Below are 23,822 nucleotides of genomic sequence, written 5' to 3'. Positions count from 1 at the left end.
CTATCCTCGCGGGTGGCGCGTGGTGTTGAGCACCTGCGCGTGGGCGCCCACCGCAAAGTTGCTCAGCGCGCTGAAATCGCTGCCCTGATAACCGAGGATCTTGCCGTCGGTGCGCATGCCCTGCAGATCGATCATCACCACGCCCAGCGTCGGAATGATCTTCTCGCGCCAGACAAACAGATAAAGCTGCTCCGCCACCTTCACGTAGTGGCAGCGATCCACGTCCGCCAGCCCTTTCTCCACCCCGTCCAGACACTGCCAGGCATAGAAGTTATCGTTCAGGTAGATGTGCTCGTACCGTTCGGTCGGGCTGTAGGTGTACATGTTGCGCATGCCGATCAGCTCATCGGTAAAGCCCGGCGGCGCCACGTCGGCGTCATCCAGCGTGCCGAAGCGGAATTCAGCCTCGACCGCGGTCAGCGGCAGCCCCTGCTCCACCCGGCTAAAGGCGTCGAGCCGCGCCTGCGCTTCATCCGGCAGTTGGCCGTACACCGCGGTGAAGTTGCCCTGATTGCGGTCGCATACCAGCGTAATGCTGGCGTTGGCACGGGCGGGATCGAGAAAATCGATGAATAGCACGCCGGGGCGAATGCTGGTGGCGCGATAGGCGATACCGCGCCGCTCCCCCCACTCCAGCGTCTGCGCGTCGCTGAACCGGCAACGTTGCGTCGCGCCGTCGCTGAAACGCAGCGTCAGCGTGGTGCCCGCCAGCCCGTGCTGGTGTTCCAGCGTGTTGCTGTGTGGCGCAAAGCCTTCCGCCAGCGCGCCAACCTGAATGAATACCGCTTCTGAACTCATGGAAATGCTCCTTACAGGGAAGTGAAAGCCAATGTCGGCACATCGACGATGGTAGAGCCGCCGTCGGCCACCAGCGCCGCGCCGGTAATGATTGAAGCCTCGCTGGAACAGAGGAAACGGCAGACGCGGGCGATCTCCTCGGCGCTGGCCGGCCGGCGCAGCGGCACGTCACGGCAGACCATCTGGTAGGCCTGCTCCAGCGAGATCTGATGGGCGTCCATCAGCAGCTGCATCTCTTCGTCCGCCATCGGCGTGGTCACCCAGCCGGGGCACACCGCGTTGGCGCGCACGCCCAGCGGGCCATAGTCGCGGGCGATGGAGCGCATCAGCCCGATCAGCGCGTGCTTGGCGGTGACGTAACCGCAGACCTCCGGCCCGGCGGCCAGCGAGGCGATCGAAGCGACAAACAGCAGGTTGCCGCCGCTCTTGATCAGCTCCGGCAGGCAGGCGCGCGCGCTGGCGAAAGCGCTGTTGAGGTTGCTGTCCATCGCCCCTTGCCACTGCGCGTCGGTCATCTCGGTAATGCGCTTGAAGCCCATGCCGCCGGCGCTGCCAATCAGGCAGTCGATGCGCCCGGCGTCGCGCAGAATGGCCGGCAGCAACGTGTGGGCCCAGCTCTCGCCGCTGGCGGCGTCGCCCACCAGCGCCTGCGCGCCGATCTCATGCGCCAGCGCCGCCAGCGGTTCCGGGCGGCGGCCGATGATGAACACCCGATCGCCCTGCGCCGCCAGCAGACGGGCGCAGGCGGCGCCGACGCCGGTGCCGCCGCCGGTAATCACAACCACTCTATTCATGATTCAGCTTCTCCATCAGTTGGCCGATCATCAGCAGGCTGCTCAACAGCAGCCGCCGCTGTTCGGCGTCCAGCCGCAGATAGCGGCGGCCGGCCGGCAAACGGCTGACCACCTCCGACGCGGCGAAATGCTCGATATCCACCTGCCAGCGTCCGTCGTTCACCGTCAGCCGCACGCGGCGAAAATCCAGCTGCGCCAGCGTCTCGCCGATCTGCGGGTAGCGCAGCAGGCCGGCCAGCACCCGCTGCGCGGCCGCATGGCGCTGGCGCAGCAGATAGCGCACGCCGCGCCGCCGCAGCCAACCGCCGGTCACCACGTCCAGCGTCAACGGGGGCTGCGCCGCGCACGCGCCCTGTAACCGAAAGCGGTGGCTGACGATATGCGCCATAAACAGCCCCTGCACCTGCTCGCTGACCTCGATCTGCGGCCCCTGCGGCAGCGTCAGCCGCAGCAGGCCCGGCGCCAGGCGTTCGCACGCGTAGGGTTCCAGGTTGCGCGCCAGACGATCCAGCGCGGCGCCCGGCCGATAGCCCGACGGCGCTCGCCGCCAGGCGCGATTAAGTGAGGGAAGTAAGCCGATCAAACTGCGCCTCCTCGTTTTCGCCCTTGGCGAACGCGTTCTCCAGCACCTGCTCGACCGGCACCGGCTTGAACGGATTCACTTTCTGCACGCACAGCGTCCAGAACAGCGCATAGGCGGCGGTCAGGCCGATCATCCAGCCGAAGGGAATGTAGACGTCGCGCGGGTTCATCCCCGGCGGCGTGATGTAGACGATGGCCAGCACGATGCCGACGCTGGAGACGATCTGCGGCAGCGGGAACCACGGCGATTTATAGGCGCGCGGCAGATCGGGGCGGCGCAGGCGCAGCAGCACCACCGAGCAGGTCACCAGCAGGTAGGCCACGCCCCAGGCGCACACCGCCGCCAGCACCAGCGGAATGATCCTGTCGAGGTTGCCCTGAATGGCGAAGGCATGTACGCAGGGGATCAGGACCGCCACCAGAATGCCGACCACCGGCGTCTTAAAGCGCGGGTGCAGATAGGCGAACATGCGCGGTAACGCGCCGTCCAGCGCCATGCCGTACAGAATGCGCGGCACCGCCGCCATCAGCGTATTGATGGTCGCCGCGCCCGCCAGCAGCAGGCCGACGCCCAGCCAGTATTTGCCGAACTGGCCCATCACCTGGCCGGCGAAGGCCGGGATGGCCATCGGTGTTTCCAGCAGGCGCGTGCCGCTGGCGGCGTCGATTACCACGTTTTCCACCTGGTGGCTGAGCGCTGCGCCGTACAGCGCCATGCACACCGCCACGCCGCACAGCCCGAGCGCCATCGCCCGCGGGATCACCCGATCGCAGCGTTTGATCTCCGGCGCCATCGGCGTCACCAGCTCGCAGCCGACGAACATGAACATCGCCATGCCGATCAGGCTGAATACCGCGAAGGGATCGTTCAGATCGAGCGTGCTGCCGAACCAGCCCTCGAGCGGCACCGCATGCGGCGACAGCAGCCCGACGATGCCGAAGATCACCAGCGTGCTCCACATGGCGAAGGTCAGCACGATCTCCGCCTTGCCGAAGGCCTCGATGCCGAACGCGTTGAGCAGGCCGAACACGACGACCAGCCCGACGCCGACCATCCAGGAGGCGTTGTGGCTTTCCATCAGGGTGTTGAGGTGTTCGAAGTTCACCAGCGCCATGATGCCGGAGAGAATGGTCTCGGCGGTGCCGGCGAAGATGTGCACGATCAGGTAGGCCGACAGCGCGCCGGTGATGGCGAAAAAGCGCCCCATGCCGCAGGAGATGTAGTCGTAAACCGAACCGGAGGTCGGCAACAGCGCCGCCGCTTCGGAGAAGGTGGTGAGCTGCGCCTGCATCATGATGAAGGCGATCAGCATCGCCAGCGCGAAGGTGTCGCCGCCGATGCCGAAGCCGCTGGTGACCGTCAGGATCACCGGGCTGGCCATGATCACCCCGACCGAACTGGCCAGGGTGGTGGGAAAGCCGACCTTGCCTCGAGCCAGGTGGGCGTGCAACCGCGACGACAGGTTCATGGTTATTTCCTCTTATAGTTTTGGCCTGATGCATGCAGGTGCTTGCAGGTTTTTCACCGCCAGCGGCGGTCATCTCACTATAGAGAGGAAAGGAAAATGCTGACTATCGTCCTTAAGGACGAGACGCTTTCAACCTGCGGCAGCGCTCACGGCGGCGCGCCACTGCATCGCCCCCTGCGGGCTGCGCGGGTAGGCGAGCAGCGGCGCCAACAGCGCGGAAAAGAAGGCGTAATAGCCGGCGCACAACCGGTTGTAGCGATCTTCGCCCACATGCGCCGGGCAGCCGCCCTGACAGACGCTTTTCACGCTGCAGCGTTGGCACTCGCGGCGCAGGCTTTTGTTCTTGCCGAACGGCATCTCCGCCGCCCTTGCCGCCAGGGTGGCGAGCGGCGTCTGCCGATCGGCATGGCCGAGCAGGTGCTGCGCGTTGATCAGATGATCGCAGGCGTAAAGCCGCCCGTCCGGCTCCATCACCAGATTGCCGCCGCAGCGTTCGGCGTGCACGCAGCTGGGGCTGACGTGAGTGAAATACTGCGCGTAGACCTGTTCGATGTTCATCACAAACACCTGGCCGACGTGCCCGCGGCTGCGCCAGCGGCGGTACACCGCCAGCATGAAACGCCCCCAGTTGGCGGCGCTCAGCCCATAGCCGGCGGCGGGCGCATCCCCTTCCAGCATCAGCGGCTGAAACTGCAGACAGCGCGCCCCGATCGCCACCGCATGATCGTAGATCGCCTCGGCGCGATCCGCGACGCCGTCGTGCACCACCATCAGCAGGTTGAAGTCGATCTGATGGCGCTGCAGCAGCGCGATGCCGCGCAGCGCGGCGTCATAGCTGGCGCCGCCGCGCTTGTCCGGCCGATGGGCGTCCTGCACCTCGCGATCGCCGTCCAGGCTGACGCCGATGATGAATTGATGCTGCCGGAACAGCCGGCACCAGGCATCGTTCAGCAGGGTGCCGTTGGTCTGCAGGCTGTTGCTGATCCGCACGCCCGGCGGCGCAAAGCGGCGCTGCAACGCCAGCGCCCGCTTGTAAAAACCGATCCCCGCCAACAGCGGCTCTCCACCCTGCCAGACGAAGTTGATCTCGCGGCTGTAGCGCGGCTGAGCGGCGATGTAGCCGCGGATAAACTCCACCAGCAGATCGTCGTCCATCTTGCGCGTCCGCTCTTGCTGGCGCTGCGGATAGTAGCAATAGCGGCAGCCCAGGTTGCAGCCGGCACCGATCGGTTTCACCAGAAGGTGAAAAGGCGCCGCCGCGCGCGGTTCGATCTCTACCGGGATCTGCTGCGCGTGCAGCTGGGCCAGGTTCATGGCGCCGCCTGCGGCAACGGTTTGTGGGTCTGGGGATCCAGGCCGATATAGTCGCCGGTGTTGGCGTCGACGCCGAGATAGTCGATCGCTGCGCCTTTGGCTTCAATAACCATGCTCTGCTGCGCAAAGCGGCGATACGCCTCGCTCAGCCGTTTGACCCGTTCCGGGTCGGCGGCGGCCAGATCGCGCGTCTCCAGCGGATCGTCATGCAGGTTGAACAGCCCCCACGGCGCCATCTGCGCCGTCGGCCCGGCCTTCACCAACCGCCGCAGCTTCCAGACGCCATCCACGTAGGCGGCCTGGTTATGCAGCTCCACGCCGTAGGTCGCGCGCGGCACGCCGTCGGCCTCGCCGCTGAAATAGCGCTTGAAGCTGACGCCGACCATCGGCAGCGTCGGTTTGGCCTTCAGCGGTTTGCTGGCGTCGATGCCGGCATAGTCATACAGCGTCGGCGCGATGTCATACACCGCCATCGGCGTGCGATCGATACCGCCGCGGCCCTTCAACCCCGGCGCGGAGATGATGAAATCGGTGTTGATTCCGCCCTGTGCGCTGGTGGTTTTGTGGTAGTTGGCGTATGGCGCGTTGCTGACGTTGGCCCAGTGCGGCCCGTAGGAGATGAACGATCCCTTGCGGCCGAGGTTGGCGTAGCTGTTGTCGAACTGCCGCCAATACTCCGGCTTCGAGCCGTAGTAGAAACCGCTGGCCGGGTTGGCGCCGTTGTCGGTGGCGAACACGATCACCGTATTTTGGTCACGGCCGGTCTGCTTCAGGGTATTCAGCACCGCGCCGACCTGATCGTCCATATAAGCGATCATCGCCGCGTATACCTGCATGGTCTTGGCTTCATATTTTTGCTGTTCCGGCGTCAGCGCGTTCCAGGCCTTATCCAGCGCCAGCATCGGCATCGGCGTGCGATCGGAAATCAACCCCAGCGCCTTCAGGCGCTGAATGCGCTGCTGATAGGCCTGCTGATAGCCGGCGTCGTATTTGCCGTCGAATTTGGCGATCCAGTCATCCGGCGCCTGCAGCGGATCGTGCGGCGCGGTAAACGCCAGATAGGCGAAGACGGGCTTGCTCTGCGGCGTCTCGCGGATCCACTGTTCCAGCTGATCGGCATAGGCCTTGCTGGAATAGAAATCTTTGGGCAACGACACGCGTTTGCCGTTCAAGGTGTAAAACGTGTGGAACGCCTCCACGGTGCCCAGCGGTTTTGCATCATCGAAATGGCTGGTGCCGCCGCCCATAAAGGCGAAGGCGCGCTCAAAGCCGCGATCGGTCGGTTTGGCGCCATCGACATAGCCCAGGTGCCATTTGCCCGCCATCATGGTGGCGTAACCCGCGTCGCGAAAACGCTCCGGCAGCGTGGTCACGCGGTCGGTCAGGCGCATTTCATACCCCGGCTGCGCGGCGGTGCTCTCATACCACCACATGCCGCCCATGCCGGCCTGCTGATTGGTGTTGCCGGTCATCAACATCGAACGCGCCGGCGCCGACATCGGCGAGGTGTAGTACTGGCTCATGCGCACGCCCCGTTCGGCCAGCGCCTGCAGGTTGGGCGTCGGTATCTCGCCGCCGAACGGGCTGATGTCGGAGTAGCCCATGTCGTCCACCAGAATGATCAGCACATTGGGGCGATCGGCGTCCGCCCCCTGAGCCAGGCCCGATAAGGCGCCGCTCAACGCCACCGCCAACGTTTTTTTCTGCATCGTCCGTCCCCTGTATGGTCATGCGGACTGAACAACCCGACGCCTCAGCCCGAGAAAGGTCATCATTTTTTCGTCTTATACGTTTGGCGCCGCCTGGCGCTATCTTCAATTCGCAGTGTAGAAAGCGGCGGAAAAGCCTGGCTATCGTTCTTAAGAACGAGGGACGGCGACGACAGCGGCGGCTGTAGCACGCGCAGGGCGGCGAAAGCTTCACCCGAGCAAGCATTGAAAAGCGCTGTAAATTCAGCGGGAAAAGCGGTGAATTATTTCATTAACCTATTAATGAAAATCGCGATAAATCCGAACGAAAAAGCCCTGATTAACGCAGTGTCATCTTGTTATTTATGTATTTTATTGCAATCGGCCTCACGTTGTTAATATGTTTTTATTGTGTTGCCAAATTGCTACAACTATGCTTGTATCGTTCATATATTGACCGCCAACATTCTCCAGATTGAACGATAAAGGGAGGAACACGAATCATGCACAGCACCGCATCCGATGCCTTTATCAACAGCTGTTTGGCGACCATTACGCACCTGATCCCGGTGTCTGCCGGGGTGTTTTATCTGGTCGATCGCGACCTGCGGCCGGATCACTACATCCTGCACGGCATGCCCGATAAAACGCATCAGCAGTACCTGAACCACTTCCAGCAAATTGACCCGCTGCAGCCGGCCAATTTCCACCGGCAAGACATCACCATGGTCGGCATGAGCCCGGCGGCGATCGCCGGCAACCGCCGCTATTACCACGACTTTATGCTGCCTAACGACATGCGCGACATGACGGAGATTTTTATTCGCCAGCGTAAGCGCATCGTCGCCGGGGTGTCGCTGATCCGCGATACGCCGTTTACCGAAGTGGAGCGCGGCCGCCTGCGCGCGGTGCTGCCGCTGATCGAGCTGGCGACGCGCGATCTGCTGCCCGACAGCGAGGCGCAGCTGCTGACCGCCAAAGAGCAAGAGATCGTCAACATGGTGCGCGAAGGCGCCAGCAATAAGCGCATCGCCCTGAAGCTGGGCATTTCGCTGTCTACGGTGAAAACCCATATGCGCAATATTTTCGCCAAAACCGACGTGGTGAACCGCACCGAACTGGTCGCCGGCGGTTTTCTCGCTCACGGTTAACGCCCGATAACGGCCGCCGCTGCCGACGGCCGGAAAATAACGCCAGAACATATTCGCCATTTATGGCGCGGCTTCCCCCTGCCCGCAATCGGGCCGGGCGGGATATTTCATCGTCACTCAACGCTTGGGGAAAAGGTTTATGTCCAGTGATTCGGTTTCCGCGCCCGCCGTCGGCGCGGCGCTCCCCTGCCCGCCGCGGCTGCTGACCGCCATTATCGTCTTCGCCGCCATCGCGCCGGGCATTCTGATGACCGCCCCCGCCGTGGCCGCCCAGCTCGCGACTCAGTGGCAGCTCGGCCCGGCGCAGATCGGCCACCTGTTCTCCACCGAACTCGGCGCCATGAGCCTGGCCACGCTGCCGGCGTGGTGGTGGATCGGGCGCATCAACTGGCGGCGGGTCGCTACGCTGTCGGCGCTGGTGTTTATCGCCGGCAACCTGGCTTCGGCGCTGGTGCAGGATTTCACCCTGCTGCTGCCGCTGCGCTTTATCGCCTCGCTGGCGGGCGGCACCCTGATGATCCTGTGCATCACCTGCGCCGCCGGCACCGCCAATCCCAGCCGGGTGTATGCCTTCTGGGTGCTCGGCCAGCTGGTGCTGGGCGCGGTCGGGCTGCTGGTGCTGCCGCCGCTGTTCGCGCACTTCGGTCTGATGGCGGTCTACCTGATTTTGGCGGCCATCATGCTGTGCTGCCTGCCGCTCATCCCGGCGTTTCCCAGCGGTTTTACCGCCGCCCGCGCCGCACGCAGCGGCTCCGCCGCCTCGCTGGCGCGCAAGCTGTGCGCCGTGCTGGCGGTGCTGACCTTTTACATCAGCCTGAGCGCGGTCTGGACCTTTATCGGCGGCATCGCCGCCGGCGCCGGGCTGTCGCCGGCCCACAGCGGCCAGGTGCTGGCCGTCGCCACCTTGCTCGGCATCGTCGGCGCCGGCGCCGCGGCGCTGATCGGCGCGCGCTTCAGCGGCGGGCGCCTGATCGTGCTGGGGTATGCCCTGCTGCTGGCCAGCGTGGCGCTGCTGACAGGCCAACCCCTGCTGCTGCGCTTCGCCCTGGCGGCCCTGCTGTTCAAATTCACCTGGACCTTCGTGCTGCCATTCATTCTGGCGCGGGTCGCCGGGTTGGATAACGACGGCAAGCTGATGAACGGCATCAACCTGGTGATCGGCGGCGGCATGGCCATCGGCCCGACGCTGGCCGGCTCTTTAATCGAATATTCCGGCGGTTTCAACGCCTTGCTGTTCGGCGCGCTGGGCTGCGCGCTGCTGTCGCTGCTGTTGATTTCGCTGGCTTCACCGCGCGCACCGCGCCGTATAACAGGAGGAGAAAGGTGAAAAGAACAACCGGTTTCTTGTTTGATGAACGCTGTTTCTGGCACAGCACCGGCCTGCACGCCACCACCCTGCCGGTCGGCGGCTGGGTGCAACCGCCTTCCGGCGCCGGCCACGCCGAATCGCCGGAAACCAAACGACGCATGAAGAACCTGATGGACGTGTCCGGCCTGTCGCGCCAACTCACCCTGCTGAGCGCCGAACCGGCGACGGAAGAAGACCTGCTGCGCATCCACCCCGCCCACTACCTGCAGCGCTTCAAACAGGTGAGCGACAGCGGCGGCGGCCTGCTGGGGGAGGAAGCGCCGCTGGGGCCGGGCAGCTATGAAATCGCCAAACTCTCCGCCGGGCTGGCCTGCGCGGCGGTGGAGGCGGTGCTGCAGGGCGAGCTGGATAACGCCTATGCGCTGTCGCGCCCGCCGGGCCACCACTGCCTGCCGGATCAATCGATGGGCTTCTGTTTCCTGGCCAATATTCCCATCGCCATCGAGCGCGCCAAGGCCCGCTACGGCCTGGGCAAGGTGGCGGTGCTCGACTGGGACGTGCACCACGGCAACGGCACCCAGCATATCTATTGGCAGCGCGGCGACGTGCTGACGCTGTCGCTGCATCAGGACGGCTGCTTCCCGGCGGGCTATTCCGGCGAACAGGATCGCGGTGAAGGCGCCGGGGCAGGCTGCAATGTCAACGTGCCGATGCTGGCCGGCGCCGGCGACGACGGCTACCTGCACGCGATGCGGCGCATCATTATCCCGGCGCTGGAAAAATTCGAGCCGGAGCTGATCATCGTCGCCTGCGGCTACGATGCCAACGCGCTCGATCCGCTGGCGCGCATGCAGCTGCACAGCGACAGCTTCCGCGCCATGACCGCGCTGGTGCAAGACGCCGCCGACCGGCTGTGCGGCGGCAAACTGGTGATGGTGCATGAAGGCGGCTACGCCGAATCCTACGTGCCGTTCTGCGGGCTGGCGGTGATGGAGCAGCTGAGCGGCGTGCGCACGGAAGTGCAGGATCCGTTGCTAGAGTTCATCCAGCAACAGCAGCCGCGCGACGCCTTCAATCGCTTCCAGCGCGAAGCGCTCGACGAACTGGCGCGCCAGTTCGGCCTGTAATCCCCTCTCGAGCGGGCGCCGCATCCGGCGCCCCTGACAAGCTCGCCGCCAGCCGCTACGCTGAAGGGCAACCCTACCACCATGAGAACAATAACATGTCCGAACAAACCGTCAGCTTTATCAAAGGCCGTCACGGCGACATCGCCGTGCACGACTGGGGAAACGACAAGCCGCGCTATCTGGCGCTGCTGGTACACGGCTACGGCGAGCATCTCGGCCGCTATCAATACGTGGCGCGCACGCTGCAGGCGCAGGGCGCGCGGGTGTTCGGCCCCGATCATCTGGGCCACGGCCTGTCGCAGGGCGAGCGCGTGCTGATCGAGGATTATGACGCCGTCGTCGACGACGTTCAGCGCGTGGTCGAGCATCTTCGCCAACAGTATCCGACGCTGCCGCTGGTGGTGATCGGCCATTCGATGGGCGGCATGATCGCCACCCGCTACGTGCAGCGTTATGGTGAGGAGGTGCGCGCATTGGTGCTGTCCGGCCCGCTGCTCGGCGACAGAACGGCGATCTCCGATCTGGCCGAGTTGCCGACGATCCCCGACGCGCCGCTGGATACCGCCACCCTGGCGCGCGATCCGGCGGTTGGCGTGGCCTATCAGGAAGATCCGCTGGTGTGGCACGGGCCGTTCAAACGCCCCACTCTGCGCGCCATGCAACGGATCCTCGCCACCATCAACGCCGGGCCGGGGTTCGGCGCTCTGCCTACGCTGTGGATCCACGGCGACGACGATCGGCTGGTACTGATGAGCGAAACGCAAACCGCGCTCGATCGCCTGCGGGGCGACGATTTCGAACGGATGATCAACACGGGCGGGCGGCACGAGAGCTTTAACGAAACCAATAAGGATCAGATCCTCAAGCGGGTAACCGACTTTATTGCGCGGGCGTTAGGTTAAGGCGCTCCCCCTCGGCATTCAGCCTGCTGAGGGGGGCATGACGGCGTCAGCCCTCGACGATGGCGAGGTAGTGTTTGACGAAGCGATCCGAGGTGATGTCCCAACGCACCGGAGTGCCTTTCTCGACGAACCAGGAATCGCCGGCCTGATAGTGCACCGACTCGCCGGTGCGTTCGTTGGTCAGGGTGGCGCTGCCTTCCCACACCGTGGCGTGCTCGGCGAACGGGTACTCCATCACGAAGCTGCCGCGGGTGCAGCTGAACACGCCGCAGTTCAGGTTATCGGTCGGTTCGCCGAAGATGCTGGCCACGCCGACGTTTGGCGTGCCGGCGATCACCGTGGCGCCCAGGTTGCTGACGCTGCCGATCTCCAGCAGTTCCGGCAGCGGTTGTTTAAGCAGTAACGGTTTCATGTCATTCTCCTCTGAGGGTTAACGGCGGCCTTTCCAGTAGCCGGATGTCTGGTGCCAAACCTTACCGGCGGTGGTCATCACCCGCCGCAGCTTGTCTTTGCCGAAGATGTTGACGTGCGGGATCGAGCTCATCAGATCGTAGCGATCGGATCCTTCGCTCATGCCCTCCGCCAGCACCTTGCACACGATGTGGCTCGGCGTCACGCCGAAGCCGGAGTAGCCCTGCACGTAAAACACGTTGTCGCGATCCGGCAGCGTGCCGATCTGCGGGAACAGGTTGGCGCTGCAGCACAGCGGGCCGCCCCAGGCCAGATCGATCTTCACGTCTTTCAGGTACGGGAACACCTTCAGCATCAGGTTGCGGTTCCAGGCCTTGAGATCCGACGGGAAATATTCGATCAGGCGAGTGGCGCTGCCGAACAGCAGCCGGTTTTCGTTGGTCACCCGGTAATAGTCGATCACCGGGCGAATGTCGCTGTAGGCGCCGCGGATCGGACTGATCTGACGGATCAGATCGTCAGACAGCGGCTCGGTGGCCAGCTGGAAGGCGTAGGTGTTGATGGTCTTGCGGTAGATCTGCGGTTCCATGCCGTTGAGGAAGCCGTTGCAGGCCCACAGCATCTTGTTGGCGCGCACCGAGCCCATGGCGGTGCGCACCGTGATGCGCGGCCCGTATTCCACGTTGAGCACGCTGCTGTTCTCGAAGATTTTCACCCCGTAGCCGCTCAGCGCCTTGGCCTCGCCCAGCAGCAGGTTGAGCGAATGCACGTGGCCGCCGCCCATGTGTTTCAACGCGCAGGTGTAGGCGTCGGAACCCACCACCTGCTTCACCTCCGCACCGGTGTAAAGCTCGATCTCCTCTTCCGGCGCCACTGCCCTGAACTCCTTCAGCCAACCGCGCAGGGTCTTCTCCTGGCGCGCGTTGCTGCCGAGATAGCCGTAGCCAAAGCAGAAGTCGGCGTCGATGTCATATTTCTTGATGCGCTCGCGGATAATGCCGGCACCGAGGTTGCTGATCTTGAAGATGGTTTCCAGCCCGGCCGGGCCGACGTGGCGTTTGATCTTCTCCAGATCGTGGCCGATGCCGGCCATCACCTGGCCGCCGTTGCGCCCGGTGCCGCCGTAGCCCAGATAGCGGCCTTCGAGGATGGCGATATTGGTGATGCCCTTCTCTGCCAGCTCCAGCGCGGTGTTGATACCGGAGAAGCCGCCGCCGATGATCACCACGTCAACGTCCAGATCCTCTTCCAGCGTCGGGAAGCGCAGATCGTATTTTTTGGTCGCCGCGTAGTAGGTTAAGGACTCGATTTCGTTGTTCACTGCCGCACTCCCGATTGCCTATGCCATGACATCGGATTATCGGGAGCCGTGGGATTGTCCGCTATGTCCCCTTAGGGACATTCGCTACAAAAAATTAACATTCACGCGCTGCGCCGCTGCGGGGCGGTCAGCAGCAGGCTGAACAGTTCGGCCTGCGAGCCGATGTTCAGCTTGCCGTAGATGTTCTTGCGGTGATTTTTTACCGTGCCGAGGCTGATGAACAGCCGGTCGGCGATCTGCTGCGAACCGCAGCCGGCGAGGATCAGATCGACAATCTCGCGCTCGCGCGGCGTCAGCAGATAGCGCGCCTGGGCGCCGTCGTGGTTCTCCGTGTCGGCCTCGGCCGGTGCTGCCACCACTTCGCCGTGCAGCCGTGCCACGCTTTTCACCAGCATCAGCGCGCTGCGCAGATCCGCCCGCTGCGGGTAACGCACCGCCACCGTGCGGCGCGCCGAGCCAAAGAACACTCCCAGCCCGCGCTCCGGCGTCAATTGCAGCAGCACGCCGGCCTCGTCGTGCCAGCCGGTCTTGCGATAAAAGTTACGGTAATAGTCGCTGTGATAAAACCCGCAGGGTGCCAGCTGACGCAGCGTCAGCACCTCGCCTTCGCCGCCGTCGTTCAGCGCGCGGTAAAACGGATCCTGCAGGTAGGCGCCCTGCTGGTAGATCTGGTTGACCGCGTCGCTGTTTTCCCGCTCGGTTTTGATCAGGCAGCGCGGCGGCCGGCCGCGTTCGAAGGCATAGACGATGGCGTTGTCGAAGGCGAAAAACCCTTCCAGCCAGTTCAGCAGGCTGGGATAAAAACGCGGGCTGGCCACCGCATCGATCACCGCAGACAAGCGTTCAACCTGAATTTCCATACCCGCCTCGCCATTATTAACACATTAACAATCTACCGATTTCGGATGGGGTTGGCCGCACGACGGCCGGTACTGTTAAAAAAAGCATCCGGCGCGCCGAAATGCAAGAACGAGATCGTTTACATGTTAAACAACTCACAGGTTGCCGCGGCGGGGAAAGCGGTGGCCGCTCCGCGCCCGCTGGCTTATGCTGTGGCATCGCGCCCCGCAACGCCGTCAAGGAGACCTCATGTCCGTCAGCCATATCATCGCCAACCGCCAGACCTGGTTCGGCCATGGCAGCATCCAGCAGCTGCCGCCGCTGCTGCTGGCCGATCCGCAGCCGACGCTGCTGTTCAGCTGCCGCTCTTTTCTCAACGGTCCGGTGTACGCCGGCCTGCGCGAAGCGCTGGCACCGCTGTTCATCGGCACCGAAATCGTCAGCCACGAGGCGTCGCCGCAGGAAATCGATGCCTGGGTGGCGCGCTGGCGCGGCCAGGCGCGGCGCGTGGTGGCCATCGGCGGCGGCAGCGTGCTGGACGCCGCCAAGGCGTTCTCCGCGCTGGTTGAGCACCCGCTGCCAACGCTGCGCTATATGGAAAAGGTGGGCGACAGCAAAATCAGCGGCGCCACCCTGCCGCTGATCGCTATTCCCACCACCGCCGGCACCGGCAGCGAGGTGACGCAGAACGCAGTGATCACCGACACCCAGGTCAGCAAAGTGAAGGCCTCGCTGCGCCACAATAACTTCGTGCCGCACACCGCCATTCTCGATCCGCAGCTGCTGGCGGGCGCCCCGGACAAGGTGCTGGCCTACTGCGCCATCGACGCCTTCACCCACCTGTTCGAAGCCTATCTGTCGAAAACCGCCGGCGCCATGACGCGCGACATGTCGCTGAGCGGCATCCGCCACTTCCTCGCCGCCTGGCCGGCGCTCAACCGCAGCGACGCGGCGCGCGAAGCGATTATGCAGGCTTCCTACCTCGGCGGGCTGACGCTGAGCGCCGCCGGGCTGGGGGTCATTCACGGCATCGCCGGCGAGATCGGCGCGCTGCGCGACTACCATCACGGCCAGGTCTGCGGCCGCCTGCTGCTGCCGTTCCTTGCCCTGCTGGAAAGCAGCGAACAGCCGCAGCAGCGCGCGCTGATGGCCGAGCTGGCCGCGCGCCTGTACCCGCACTGGCAGGGCAGCCCGGAGAGCTACCTGACCGATTTCATCACCCGTCACGCCATCGCGCCGTTCTGGCAGGACGATTTGCCGATTTCCGGCCAGGAATTGGCGGTGGCGCTGGAGAAATCCAACAGCAAGAATTCCTGGATCGACTATGCGCCGGCGCAGCGGCAACGGATGATCGAAGAGGCGTTTCGCGTCGAATGATGATATCTACCCTAAATAGTTGGAGCTGCATCCCGGCGGCAAGAGGCGGCTCGCCAGGAGCTTACTCAAGTAAGTGACTGGCGTACGCACTCGCAGCCAACACAGATGCAGTTTCAAGTATGACGGGTATAATCAGATCAACGCACTAGCAGGAGTAAGGAAATGGGCATCATCGGCTGGATCTTCGCCGGCATCGCGGTCGGCATCCTGGTCGGCGCGCTGATCAGAATCTTCGGCAAGAAGAAAGAACGGTAAGCGTCACGCTGTTCCGTGAGCCGCCAGCAGGCACTCATGGAACAGCTTCACCACCCGCTGCGGCACCGGCGAGCGGCGCAGCACGCTGGAGTATTCGCAGTGATAGCGGAACAGCGCCGGTTTGATCGCCCGCATCAGGTTCTGCGCCACAAAAAACGCCGCGTAGTGATCCGGCAGAAAGCCGACGTATTTGCCGGACAGAATTAACGTCGCTATCGACTCCTGCGCAAACCCCGTCGCCTTGCGATGCAAATGTTGCTGCAGGCTCAGTTCCATATTCGGCGAATGATAGCCTAATCCGGCGAAGGCATAATTGTGCAGCAGATCCCAATTTAATGTTTCATGGGGGCCGGAAAATAATTCATGCTGTGCGCCGCAATATAAGAACATCCTCTCACTGAATAACGAATGATAAGATAAACTTTCCGCGCTGCGGTGCATGGGAATAACCCCAACCTGAAATTGCCCGTCAATAACGCCGCGTTCAATGGTATTAATCGGCTCCACATACATTTGCAAAGAAACCTCCGGCGCGCGCTCGCTGAATAACGCGATGGCCCGGCCGATCTGCGCCTGCGGATTACTGACCGTATGGTCGAATATCGCCACGTGCAGCTGCCCGCCCATGCGCTGGTGCACCTCGTCCACCCCGCGCCGGAACGCCTCGGTGGCCGCCAGCAGGTTGACGGTTTCCTGGTAGATAATCAGCCCCTCGTCGGTGACCGCAAAGCCCTCGCGCCCGCGCTGGCACAGCGTCAGGCCCAGCCGCTGCTCCAGATCCTTGATGTGCTTGCTGATGGTCGACAGGCTGATGTTCAGCTCCAGTTCGGCGGCGCTCATGCCGCCGCAGTCGACCACGGCCTTGAATACCCGCAGCAAACGCAGATCCATATCCGACAATTGTCCCAGCAACGCGCGCTTTTTTACTTGCATAAAACCTTAAGTAAGTTTCGACATATGATTATTCACAGTAGAGAACAAGCGGTACATAGTCAATTTCGCACAACAATTCGTTAACAACTCATTTTATTTAATTAATCGCACTTATTTTCCTGCCCGGAGGAAAACATGGCCGCTGAAAATTATTCGCTTAATCGTCTCGATGCCGCAGGGTTAGAAGCCCATTGGATGCCTTTTACCGGCAACCGCAATTTTAAAGCGCAGCCGCGCATCATTACTCAGGCCGCAGGGGCGTATTACACCAGCCACGACGGCAGAAAGATTTTCGACGGCCTGTCCGGATTGTGGTGCTGCGGATTGGGGCACGGCCGGCAGGAAATCACCGACGCCGCCCAGCGCCAACTGGCGACGCTGGATTACTCGCCGGCGTTTCAGTTCGGCCACCCGCTGTCGTTCGAGCTAGCCAACAAAATCAAAGCGATGACGCCGGCGGGGCTGGATTACGTGTTCTTCACCGGCTCCGGCTCGGAAGCGGCGGACACCTCGCTGAAAATGGCGCGCGCTTACTGGCGCGCCAAAGGCCAGGCGGGCAAAACCTGCTTTATAGGCCGGGAAAAGGGCTACCACGGCGTTAACTTCGGCGGTATCTCAGTCGGCGGCATCGCCGGCAACCGCAAGACGTTCGGCGCCGGCGCCGAGGCGGATCACCTGCCGCACACCCTGCTGGCCGGCAACGCCTTTTCGCGCGGCATGCCGCAACAGGGGGCGGAGCTGGCGGATGAGCTCAGCCGCATCATCGCGCTGCGCGACGCCTCGACGATCGCCGCGGTGATCGTCGAACCTTTCTCAGGCTCCGCCGGGGTGATCGTGCCGCCGGTCGGCTATCTGCAGCGCCTGCGCGAGATCTGCACCCAGCATGACATTCTGCTGATCTTCGACGAAGTGATCACCGCCTTCGGCCGCTGCGGCGCGATGACCGGCGCCGAGGCGTTCGGCGTCACGCCGGACATCATGAACATCGCCAAACAGGTGACCAACGGCGCGCAGCCGATGGGCGCGGTGGTGGTGCGGCCGGAGATCTACCGCACCTTCATGAACGGCGGCGAGCCGGACTACCAGCTCGAATTCCCGCACGGCTACACCTACTCCGCCCATCCGGTCAGCTGCGCGGTCGCGCTGGCGACGCTGGACATCCTGCAGCGTGAACAGATGGTGGAGCGCGTGCAGGCGCTGGCACCCTATTTCGAGCGCGCGGTGCACAGCCTGCAAGGGGCCAAACACGTCGCCGACATTCGCAATATCGGCCTGGCGGCCGGCATCACGCTGGCGGCGCGGCCCGGCGAACCGGCGCGGCGCCCCTTCGAGGCGGCGATGCGCTGCTGGGAAAGCGGATTTTACGTGCGCTACGGCGGCGACACCCTGCAGTTGGCGCCGCCGTTCATCAGCAGCGAAGCGCAGATCGACGCGCTGATCAACGCCGTCGGCGACGCCCTCAACGCCACAGAATAAGGAGATAACCATGGCCATTACCCATTGGATCAACGGCGAACCCGCCGCCGGCGGCGAACGCAGCCAGCCGGTTTACGACCCGGCCACCGGCCAATCGGCGCAGGAGGTACAGCTGGCCGACCGCGCCACGGTGGAGCGCGCCATCGCCGCCGCCGAACAGGCCTATCCCGCCTGGCGCGATACCCCGCCGCTGAAACGCGCGCGCATCATGATGAAGCTCAAGGATCTGCTGGAGCAGCATGCCGACGCCGTCTGCCAATTGATCACCGCCGAGCACGGCAAAGTGCTCAGCGACGCCCTGGGCGAACTGCAGCGCGGCATCGAGAATATCGAATACGCCGGCTATGTGCCGGAACTGCTGAAAGGCGAACACAGCAAAGAGGCCGGCCCAGGCATCGACAGCTGGAGCGAGTTTCAACCGCTGGGAGTGGTGGCGGGCATCACACCGTTCAACTTCCCGGCGATGGTGCCGCTGTGGATGTGGCCGATGGCGGTCGCCTGCGGCAACACCTTCGTGCTGAAGCCTTCCGAGCGCGTCCCTTCCGCCGCGCTGTATATCGCGCGGCTGGCAGCGGAAGCCGGGCTGCCGCCGGGGGTGCTCAACGTGGTCAACGGCGATCGCGAAGCGGTGGAGACGCTGCTGCATGACGAACGCGTCAAAGCAATCAGCTTCGTCGGTTCGACGCCGGTGGCGGAACACATTTATCACACCGGCTGCGCGCAGAACAAACGGGTGCAGGCGCTGGGCGGCGCCAAGAACCATGCGGTGGTGCTGCCGGACGCCGATATCCCCGGCGCGGTCGGCGCGCTGATGGGCGCAGCCTTCGGCTCCTGCGGCCAGCGCTGCATGGCCATCCCGCTGGTAGTGGCGGTGGGCGACGGCACCGCCGACGCGCTGATCGCCGGGCTGAGGCAACAGATGGCCGCCATGCGCGTCGGCCCCGGCAGCGACAACCGCAACGACATGGGGCCGCTGGTGACCCAACAGCATTATCAGAAGGTGAAAGGCTATATCGATCAAGGCGTGGCCGAAGGCGCCGAGCTGCTGGTGGACGGCCGCGAACTGCGCGTGATCGGCGCCGACGGCCGCCCCAGCCAGGGGTATTTCCTCGGCCCGACGCTGTTCGATCGCGTGACGCCCGGCATGCGCATCTATCAGGAAGAGATCTTCGGCCCGGTGCTCGGCGTGGTGCGCGCGGCGTCGCTGCAAGAGGCGATGGCCTTGATCGACGCCCACGAATACGGCAACGGCACCTGCCTGTTCACCCGCGACGGCGAAGCGGCGCGTTACTTCTCCAGCCGCATTCAGGTCGGCATGGTGGGGATCAACGTGGCGCTGCCGGTGCCTGTGGCCTACCACTCGTTCGGCGGCTGGAAGCGCTCGCTGTTCGGCGATCTGCACGCCTACGGCCCGGACGCGGTCAGGTTCTACACCAAACGCAAAACCGTGACCCAGCGCTGGCCGGCCTCCGGCGACGCCCGGCGCGCCAGCTTCAGCTTCCCGTCGGGGCAGGGGTAACACATAAGAACAATAAACTTCCGGGGAGCAAAGCTCCCCGGCATTTCGCGCGCTCCATTTGATTTCTGCGTACAGCCTGTGCAGCAAAACAATTACTCACTCACACGTTAATGGAGTCGTTAACCATGCAAGAGTCCGCCCCTGAACACACTTTCAAAGGCAATCTCAGCGTCCTCGACGTGGTGATGATTACCGCGTCCGGCGTGACGCCGGCCAGCTCGATCTTCGTCATCGCGCCGCTGGCGATCGCCAGCGCCGGCAGCGGCGCCTTTCTGTCGTTTCTGATCGCCGCCTGCGTCGCCGCCACCATCGCGCTGTGCTATGCCGAGCTCGGCGCCGCGCACCCCAGCGCCGGCGGCGAATACAGCATTATCAAACGCCTGTTCGGCACCCTGTGCGGGTTGCAGACCTATCTGTTTATTCTCAGCGCCGCGCTGTTCGTGCCGGCGGTGCTGGCCACCGGCGCCGTGCCCTATCTGAATACCGCGCTGGGCACCTCATTCGACGCCTCCACCGCCGGCATGATCACCGTGCTGATCGGCGGCGCCTGCGCCATTTTCAACATCAAGGCCAACGCCCTGCTGACCGGCGCCTTTCTGGTGGTGGAAGTGGCGGTGCTGGCGCTGATCGCCTGGCTCGGTTTCAGCCATCCGCATCAAAGCGCGGAGATCCTCACCGCGCCGGTGATGCTGGACGCGCAGGGCAGCCTGGCGCCGGTGTCGCTGCCGCTGATCGTCGCCATGGTCGGGGTCGCGCTGTTCTCCTACAACGGCTACGGCGCGGCGGTGTACATGGCGGAAGACATGCGCGAACAGGGCAAACCGATGGCGATCGCGATCATGCTGACGCTGGTCATCGTGGTGCTGGTGGAGCTGGTGCCGTTCACCGCCCTGCTGATCGGCTCGCCGTCGCTGGCGGAGATGGCCAAACAGGCCGATCCGGTCGGCTATGTGGTCACCGAGCTCGGCGGCCCGACGCTGGCGCGGGTGGTAAGCGGCGCGATTTATCTGTCGGTGTTCAACGCCATCATCGCCATCGTGGCGCAGTTCAGCCGCATGATGTTCGCCAGCGGGCGCGACGGTTTCTGGCTGCCGGCGTTCAACCGGGCGCTGAAAATCATCCACCCGCGCTTCGGCACCCCCTGGATCGCCACCCTGCTGTTCGGCGTGCCCTCGGCGCTGCTGGCGTTTTGCTCCGATCTCGAATCGCTGACCTCGTTCACCGTGATCCTGCTGCTGCTGGTGTACACCATCATGGCGGTGGCGGCGCTGATCAGCCGCCGTCGCCGCCACTTCCATCACCCGTACCTGATGCCGCTGTGGCCGCTGCCGGTGGTGGCGGCGCTGCTGTGCTGCCTGTACGTGCTGTGGACGATTTTGATCGCCAGCAGCCTGAAAGACTTTATTATCATTGCCGGCATCATCGGCTTCGGGCTGGCGCTGAACCATCTGCGCGGCCGCCAGACGGCGCCCCTCGCCGCCCCCTCAATAGAAGGAGAATAACCATGACGCAGCGCGCTCAGGATCTGGGCATTATCATCGGCCAGGGCACGCCCGGCCCGCTGAACGCCATCACCGACGTGCCCGGCGTGCGCGTCGGCCATGCCAGCCTTCATGCCGATTTGGCGGACGGGCGCAGCGTACGCACCGGCGTGACGGTGATCGAACCGCGCCCCGGCTCCGCCCGCCACGCCCCCTGCTTCGCCGGCGTGCACGTGCTGAACGGCAACGGCGACGCCACCGGCCTGGAATGGGTGCGTGAAGCGGGGCTGCTGACCAGCCCGATCGCCTTCACCAACACCCACAGCGTGGGCGTGGTGCGCGATGCGCTGATCGCGCTGGAACGCGAAGCGCTGCCCGCGAGCGACAACGCGGTGTACTGGAATATGCCGGTGGTGATGGAAACCTTCGATGGCCTGCTCAACGACATCAACGGCTTTCACGTCAAGGCCGAGCACGTGCGCCAGGCGCAGCAGGCGGCCCGTGGCGGCTTGCCGCAGGAAGGCGCGGTCGGCGGTGGCAGCGGCATGATCTGCCATGAATTCAAAGGCGGCAGCGGCACCGCATCGCGCCGCTTGCCCGCCGATCAGGGCGGCTGGACGGTGGGCGCCATCGTGCAGGCCAACCACGGCAAGCGCGAGTCGCTGCTGGTGGGCGGTTACCCGGTGGGCCGCCATCTGGGGCATATCCCCTCGCCGTTCACGCCGCAGCTGCCGCATCCCGGCATGGGCTCCATCGTGGTGGCGCTGGCGACCGACGCGCCGCTGTTGCCGCACCAGTGCGCGCGCCTGGCGCAGCGCGCCAGCATCGGCATCGCCCGCACCGGCGGCGGCACCGAAGATTCGAGCGGCGATATCTTTATCGCCTTCGCCACCGGCAACGACGGCCTGCCGCCCGCTGACTACGCCAATAAAGGCGCCTTCACCACGCCACTGCGCATGGTAAACAACGACTATATTTCGGCGCTGTTCGCCGCGGCGGCGGAAGCGGTGGAAGAGGCGATCGTCAATGCGCTGCTGGCGGCCAATAGCGTCAGCGGCAACGGCTACCGGGCGGAAGGATTGAGCGCCGAGCAGCTGGTGACGGCACTGGAGAAAGCCGGCTGGCGGCGGTAAAAAACAGGGCGCGGGGGTAGCCACGCCCTGATAATCAGGGTTCGCCGCCTGGCTTGGGCGTCGGATAGTCGTAATCCAGCTTCAACGGTTCGGCATAGACGCTGTTCCACAGCTGTTGGTACAGCTGGTCCAACCGCCCGCTCATCGCCGCGCTGCGCAGCACCAGCTCCAGATTGCGCGAGTTGTCCAGATAGCCGCCGGTCCAGTTGCTGGTGCCCACCCAGGCAATCTCATCGTCGATGGTCATCAGCTTGCTGTGGATCACCCGGGCAAACGGGATGAAGCCACTGCTGGCCGGCGGAATGGTCACCACCTTGATCTGCACGTTCGGCACCAGCGCCAGGCTCTTCAGCCAGGCGATATCCGGCTTTTTGGTGTTCCAGTTGGCCACCATCAGCTCGATCTGCACGCCGCGCGCCGCCGCGCTGCGCAGCGCGTTGTCGATCACCGCATAGAAGGGGCGGCTGCGCTCCGGGCCGAACGACAGCGGCGCGTAGTCCATCACCTGCACCCGCACCCGCCGTTTGGCGTTGGCCAGCAGGCGCGGCAGCTCGGCCTGCGAATCGAGCACGCCCGCCGGATTGTAGGCGCGCGGGCTGGCCACCAGATAGTTGTCCTGCGGGGGCGCGGTCGGCGGCGCATCGGGCAGCGCCGGCACCGGCTTATCCTGCGCCAGCAGCGCCTGCGCCTGCCAGTCCTGTTCGAAGATCGCCTGGATCTGCCCCACCACCCTGGCGTCGCTGATGCGCAGCCCGGTTTCGTGAATATGCTCCAACGCTCGCCAGTCGAAGTTCTGGCTGCCGACAAACGCCTGTTCGCCGTCCACCAGCAGATACTTGGCGTGCAGGATGCCGCCGCTCAGCTTCTGGTAAGGAATGATGCGCAGCTCCAGATTGGGGATCGCCTTCAGCTGTTCCAGCGTCTCGGCGGTGGAGTTGCGGATGCCTTTCTCCTCCAGCAGGAAGCGGATTTTCACCCCGCGCTCACCGGCCGCCTTCAGGCGCTGCAGCACGCCGTCCAGCAGCGAACCGTCCTGATTCGCCACGTAAAACTGCCCCAGGTCGATGCGGGTTTTCGCCGCATCGAACATCTCGCGCCACACCTCGGCGGTGTTGCGCAGGTCGTCGGCCTGCAGCGCAGTTTCCACCGGCGCGGTATACACCAGCTCGTAACCGGGAATCGCAAAACGCGCCGCAGCGCTCTGGCTCAACATCAACAAACAACCGCTCCACAATGCCGTATAAAGGCGGCCGAACGGCCGCCGTGTTGGATGGCCATTAGGCATAGCGCGGCGCCCCGCTGTCAACCCATTGTTCGCCGCTGCCGCTCTCCGGGCGGCTGGCCGGTTGACCGGCGCGGATCAGCAGCACCTTCAGCAGCTCGTTGATGCGCTCCATGCGGCTCTGCAGGAAGTTGTTGGCCACCAGGCACAGCAGCGCGATGGCGATGCCGAGACCAGTGGCGTACAGCGCGGTGCCCATCCCGGCCGACACCAGGCTCGGCTCGGAGACGCCCGAGGCGGCCAGCGCCTTGAAGGTTTCGATGATCCCCATCACCGTGCCGAGCAGCCCCAGCAACGGCGCGGCGGTGACCACGGTTTCCAGCAGCCATAGGCCGCGCGCCATCGGCGGCTTGCTCAGCAAGTACTGGGCGTCGATCAGATCGCCGATCGCCTCGCGATCGCCGGCGCGGTGTTTCTGCGCCAGCACCGGCGCGATCACCGCCATCGGCAGGCTGTTGCGCTGGGTCAGCGCGTCCGGCAGATCGGCCGCGCGGCGCACCTCCGGCGTCAGCGCCTGCTCCAGCCGGCGCGCCTGGCGCTGGGTATAGGCGAAGTACAGCGTGCGTTCGATGATGATCACCAGCGCGATCGCCAGCGCGGCGTACATCACGTAGAAAATAATGTCGTGCAACAGATTGGCGTCCATACAGGGTTCCTCTT

21 protein-coding genes are annotated in these 23,822 nt (G+C 64.3%); 9 read left to right on the top strand and 12 right to left on the bottom strand.

What is annotated here, in order from left to right:
* The 6 genes from ACJ8PN_RS12070 to ACJ8PN_RS12045 form a co-directional block, all read right to left on the bottom strand.
* The gene (locus tag ACJ8PN_RS12070; RefSeq protein ID WP_351107468.1) at positions 1-798 is read right to left on the bottom strand and encodes a MoaF C-terminal domain-containing protein; all 798 of its coding nucleotides are present in this window, start codon (positions 796-798) and stop codon (positions 1-3) included.
* Positions 799-809: 11 nt separating this feature from the next.
* Positions 810-1,592, bottom strand: coding sequence for an SDR family NAD(P)-dependent oxidoreductase (locus ACJ8PN_RS12065; RefSeq protein ID WP_015376525.1), 783 nt, complete (start codon positions 1,590-1,592; stop codon positions 810-812).
* A complete protein-coding gene (locus ACJ8PN_RS12060) occupies positions 1,585-2,175 on the bottom strand; it encodes a DUF3156 family protein (protein ID WP_021505405.1) in 591 nt (196 codons plus the stop codon). The genes ACJ8PN_RS12065 and ACJ8PN_RS12060 overlap by 8 nt, the downstream gene beginning before the upstream one ends.
* A complete protein-coding gene (locus ACJ8PN_RS12055) occupies positions 2,150-3,643 on the bottom strand; it encodes an APC family permease (RefSeq protein ID WP_004933191.1) in 1,494 nt (497 codons plus the stop codon). The genes ACJ8PN_RS12060 and ACJ8PN_RS12055 overlap by 26 nt, the downstream gene beginning before the upstream one ends.
* Before the next feature lie 129 nt (positions 3,644-3,772).
* Positions 3,773-4,957 carry an anaerobic sulfatase maturase gene (locus ACJ8PN_RS12050; RefSeq protein WP_351107473.1) on the bottom strand — a complete coding sequence of 395 codons (1,185 nt, stop codon included), beginning with the start codon at positions 4,955-4,957 and terminating at the stop codon, positions 3,773-3,775.
* Positions 4,954-6,666, bottom strand: a complete 1,713-nt coding sequence (locus ACJ8PN_RS12045; protein ID WP_351107476.1) for an arylsulfatase — start codon at positions 6,664-6,666, stop codon at positions 4,954-4,956. Before ACJ8PN_RS12045 ends, ACJ8PN_RS12050 begins: the two co-directional genes overlap by 4 nt.
* Before the next feature lie 482 nt (positions 6,667-7,148).
* Between ACJ8PN_RS12045 and ACJ8PN_RS12040 the strand changes: the two genes are divergently transcribed.
* From ACJ8PN_RS12040 to ACJ8PN_RS12025, 4 genes are all read left to right on the top strand, one after another.
* Positions 7,149-7,796 (top strand): helix-turn-helix transcriptional regulator, encoded by a 648-nt coding sequence (locus tag ACJ8PN_RS12040; protein ID WP_004933198.1) that lies wholly within the window; start codon positions 7,149-7,151, stop codon positions 7,794-7,796.
* Positions 7,797-7,935: 139 nt separating this feature from the next.
* Positions 7,936-9,123, top strand: a complete 1,188-nt coding sequence (locus tag ACJ8PN_RS12035; protein ID WP_351107479.1) for an MFS transporter — start codon at positions 7,936-7,938, stop codon at positions 9,121-9,123.
* A complete protein-coding gene (locus ACJ8PN_RS12030; protein ID WP_088381217.1) occupies positions 9,120-10,232 on the top strand; it encodes a class II histone deacetylase in 1,113 nt (370 codons plus the stop codon). Before ACJ8PN_RS12035 ends, ACJ8PN_RS12030 begins: the two co-directional genes overlap by 4 nt.
* 95 nt (positions 10,233-10,327) lie before the next feature.
* On the top strand, positions 10,328-11,134 hold the full coding sequence (locus ACJ8PN_RS12025; RefSeq protein ID WP_351107482.1) for an alpha/beta hydrolase: 807 nt from the start codon (positions 10,328-10,330) through the stop codon (positions 11,132-11,134).
* A gap of 46 nt (positions 11,135-11,180) precedes the next feature.
* On the opposite strand, the gene ACJ8PN_RS12020 is transcribed toward ACJ8PN_RS12025, so the two are convergent.
* The 3 genes from ACJ8PN_RS12020 to ACJ8PN_RS12010 form a co-directional block, all read right to left on the bottom strand.
* Entirely contained in the window at positions 11,181-11,546 is a 366-nt protein-coding gene (locus tag ACJ8PN_RS12020) for a cupin domain-containing protein (protein WP_004933207.1), read from the bottom strand.
* Positions 11,547-11,564: 18 nt separating this feature from the next.
* Positions 11,565-12,866, bottom strand: coding sequence for an NAD(P)/FAD-dependent oxidoreductase (locus ACJ8PN_RS12015; protein WP_015376516.1), 1,302 nt, complete (start codon positions 12,864-12,866; stop codon positions 11,565-11,567).
* Between the two features lie 101 nt (positions 12,867-12,967).
* Positions 12,968-13,726, bottom strand: a complete 759-nt coding sequence (locus tag ACJ8PN_RS12010) for a helix-turn-helix transcriptional regulator (RefSeq protein WP_171453267.1) — start codon at positions 13,724-13,726, stop codon at positions 12,968-12,970.
* 229 nt (positions 13,727-13,955) lie between these two features.
* Between ACJ8PN_RS12010 and ACJ8PN_RS12005 the strand changes: the two genes are divergently transcribed.
* Positions 13,956-15,083: an iron-containing alcohol dehydrogenase gene (locus ACJ8PN_RS12005; protein ID WP_129993823.1), complete on the top strand. Its 1,128-nt coding sequence runs from the start codon at positions 13,956-13,958 to the stop codon at positions 15,081-15,083.
* 258 nt (positions 15,084-15,341) lie between these two features.
* On the opposite strand, the gene ACJ8PN_RS12000 is transcribed toward ACJ8PN_RS12005, so the two are convergent.
* On the bottom strand, positions 15,342-16,271 hold the full coding sequence (locus ACJ8PN_RS12000) for a LysR family transcriptional regulator (RefSeq protein ID WP_004933224.1): 930 nt from the start codon (positions 16,269-16,271) through the stop codon (positions 15,342-15,344).
* A 135-nt stretch (positions 16,272-16,406) separates the two neighbouring features.
* Here ACJ8PN_RS12000 and ACJ8PN_RS11995 point away from each other — a divergent pair, with 135 nt between their 5' ends.
* The 4 genes from ACJ8PN_RS11995 to ACJ8PN_RS11980 all read left to right on the top strand — a co-directional run bounded on the left by ACJ8PN_RS11995 (position 16,407) and on the right by ACJ8PN_RS11980 (position 21,880).
* Positions 16,407-17,747: an aspartate aminotransferase family protein gene (locus ACJ8PN_RS11995; protein WP_033645668.1), complete on the top strand. Its 1,341-nt coding sequence runs from the start codon at positions 16,407-16,409 to the stop codon at positions 17,745-17,747.
* 10 nt (positions 17,748-17,757) lie between these two features.
* Complete coding sequence (locus ACJ8PN_RS11990) at positions 17,758-19,266, top strand: CoA-acylating methylmalonate-semialdehyde dehydrogenase (RefSeq protein WP_442534969.1); 1,509 nt, start codon at positions 17,758-17,760, stop codon at positions 19,264-19,266.
* Between the two features lie 125 nt (positions 19,267-19,391).
* Positions 19,392-20,768: an APC family permease gene (locus ACJ8PN_RS11985; RefSeq protein ID WP_171453264.1), complete on the top strand. Its 1,377-nt coding sequence runs from the start codon at positions 19,392-19,394 to the stop codon at positions 20,766-20,768.
* Positions 20,769-20,770: 2 nt separating this feature from the next.
* Complete coding sequence (locus tag ACJ8PN_RS11980; protein ID WP_085337486.1) at positions 20,771-21,880, top strand: DmpA family aminopeptidase; 1,110 nt, start codon at positions 20,771-20,773, stop codon at positions 21,878-21,880.
* A gap of 34 nt (positions 21,881-21,914) precedes the next feature.
* Here the strand turns inward: ACJ8PN_RS11980 and ACJ8PN_RS11975 are convergent, their stop codons facing one another.
* The gene (locus ACJ8PN_RS11975; protein WP_442534968.1) at positions 21,915-23,165 is read right to left on the bottom strand and encodes a phospholipase D-like domain-containing protein; all 1,251 of its coding nucleotides are present in this window, start codon (positions 23,163-23,165) and stop codon (positions 21,915-21,917) included.
* Positions 23,158-23,808, bottom strand: coding sequence for a MotA/TolQ/ExbB proton channel family protein (locus tag ACJ8PN_RS11970; protein ID WP_016929215.1), 651 nt, complete (start codon positions 23,806-23,808; stop codon positions 23,158-23,160). The genes ACJ8PN_RS11975 and ACJ8PN_RS11970 overlap by 8 nt, the downstream gene beginning before the upstream one ends.
* Positions 23,809-23,822: the final 14 nt, after the last annotated feature.

The organism is Serratia sp. CY76391 (assembly GCF_052166695.1).
Taxonomy (GTDB): Bacteria; Pseudomonadota; Gammaproteobacteria; order Enterobacterales; family Enterobacteriaceae; genus Serratia; species Serratia nematodiphila.
Note: the sequence above shows the minus strand (reverse complement) of the source record. Positions and strands in the feature narration are given on the sequence as shown.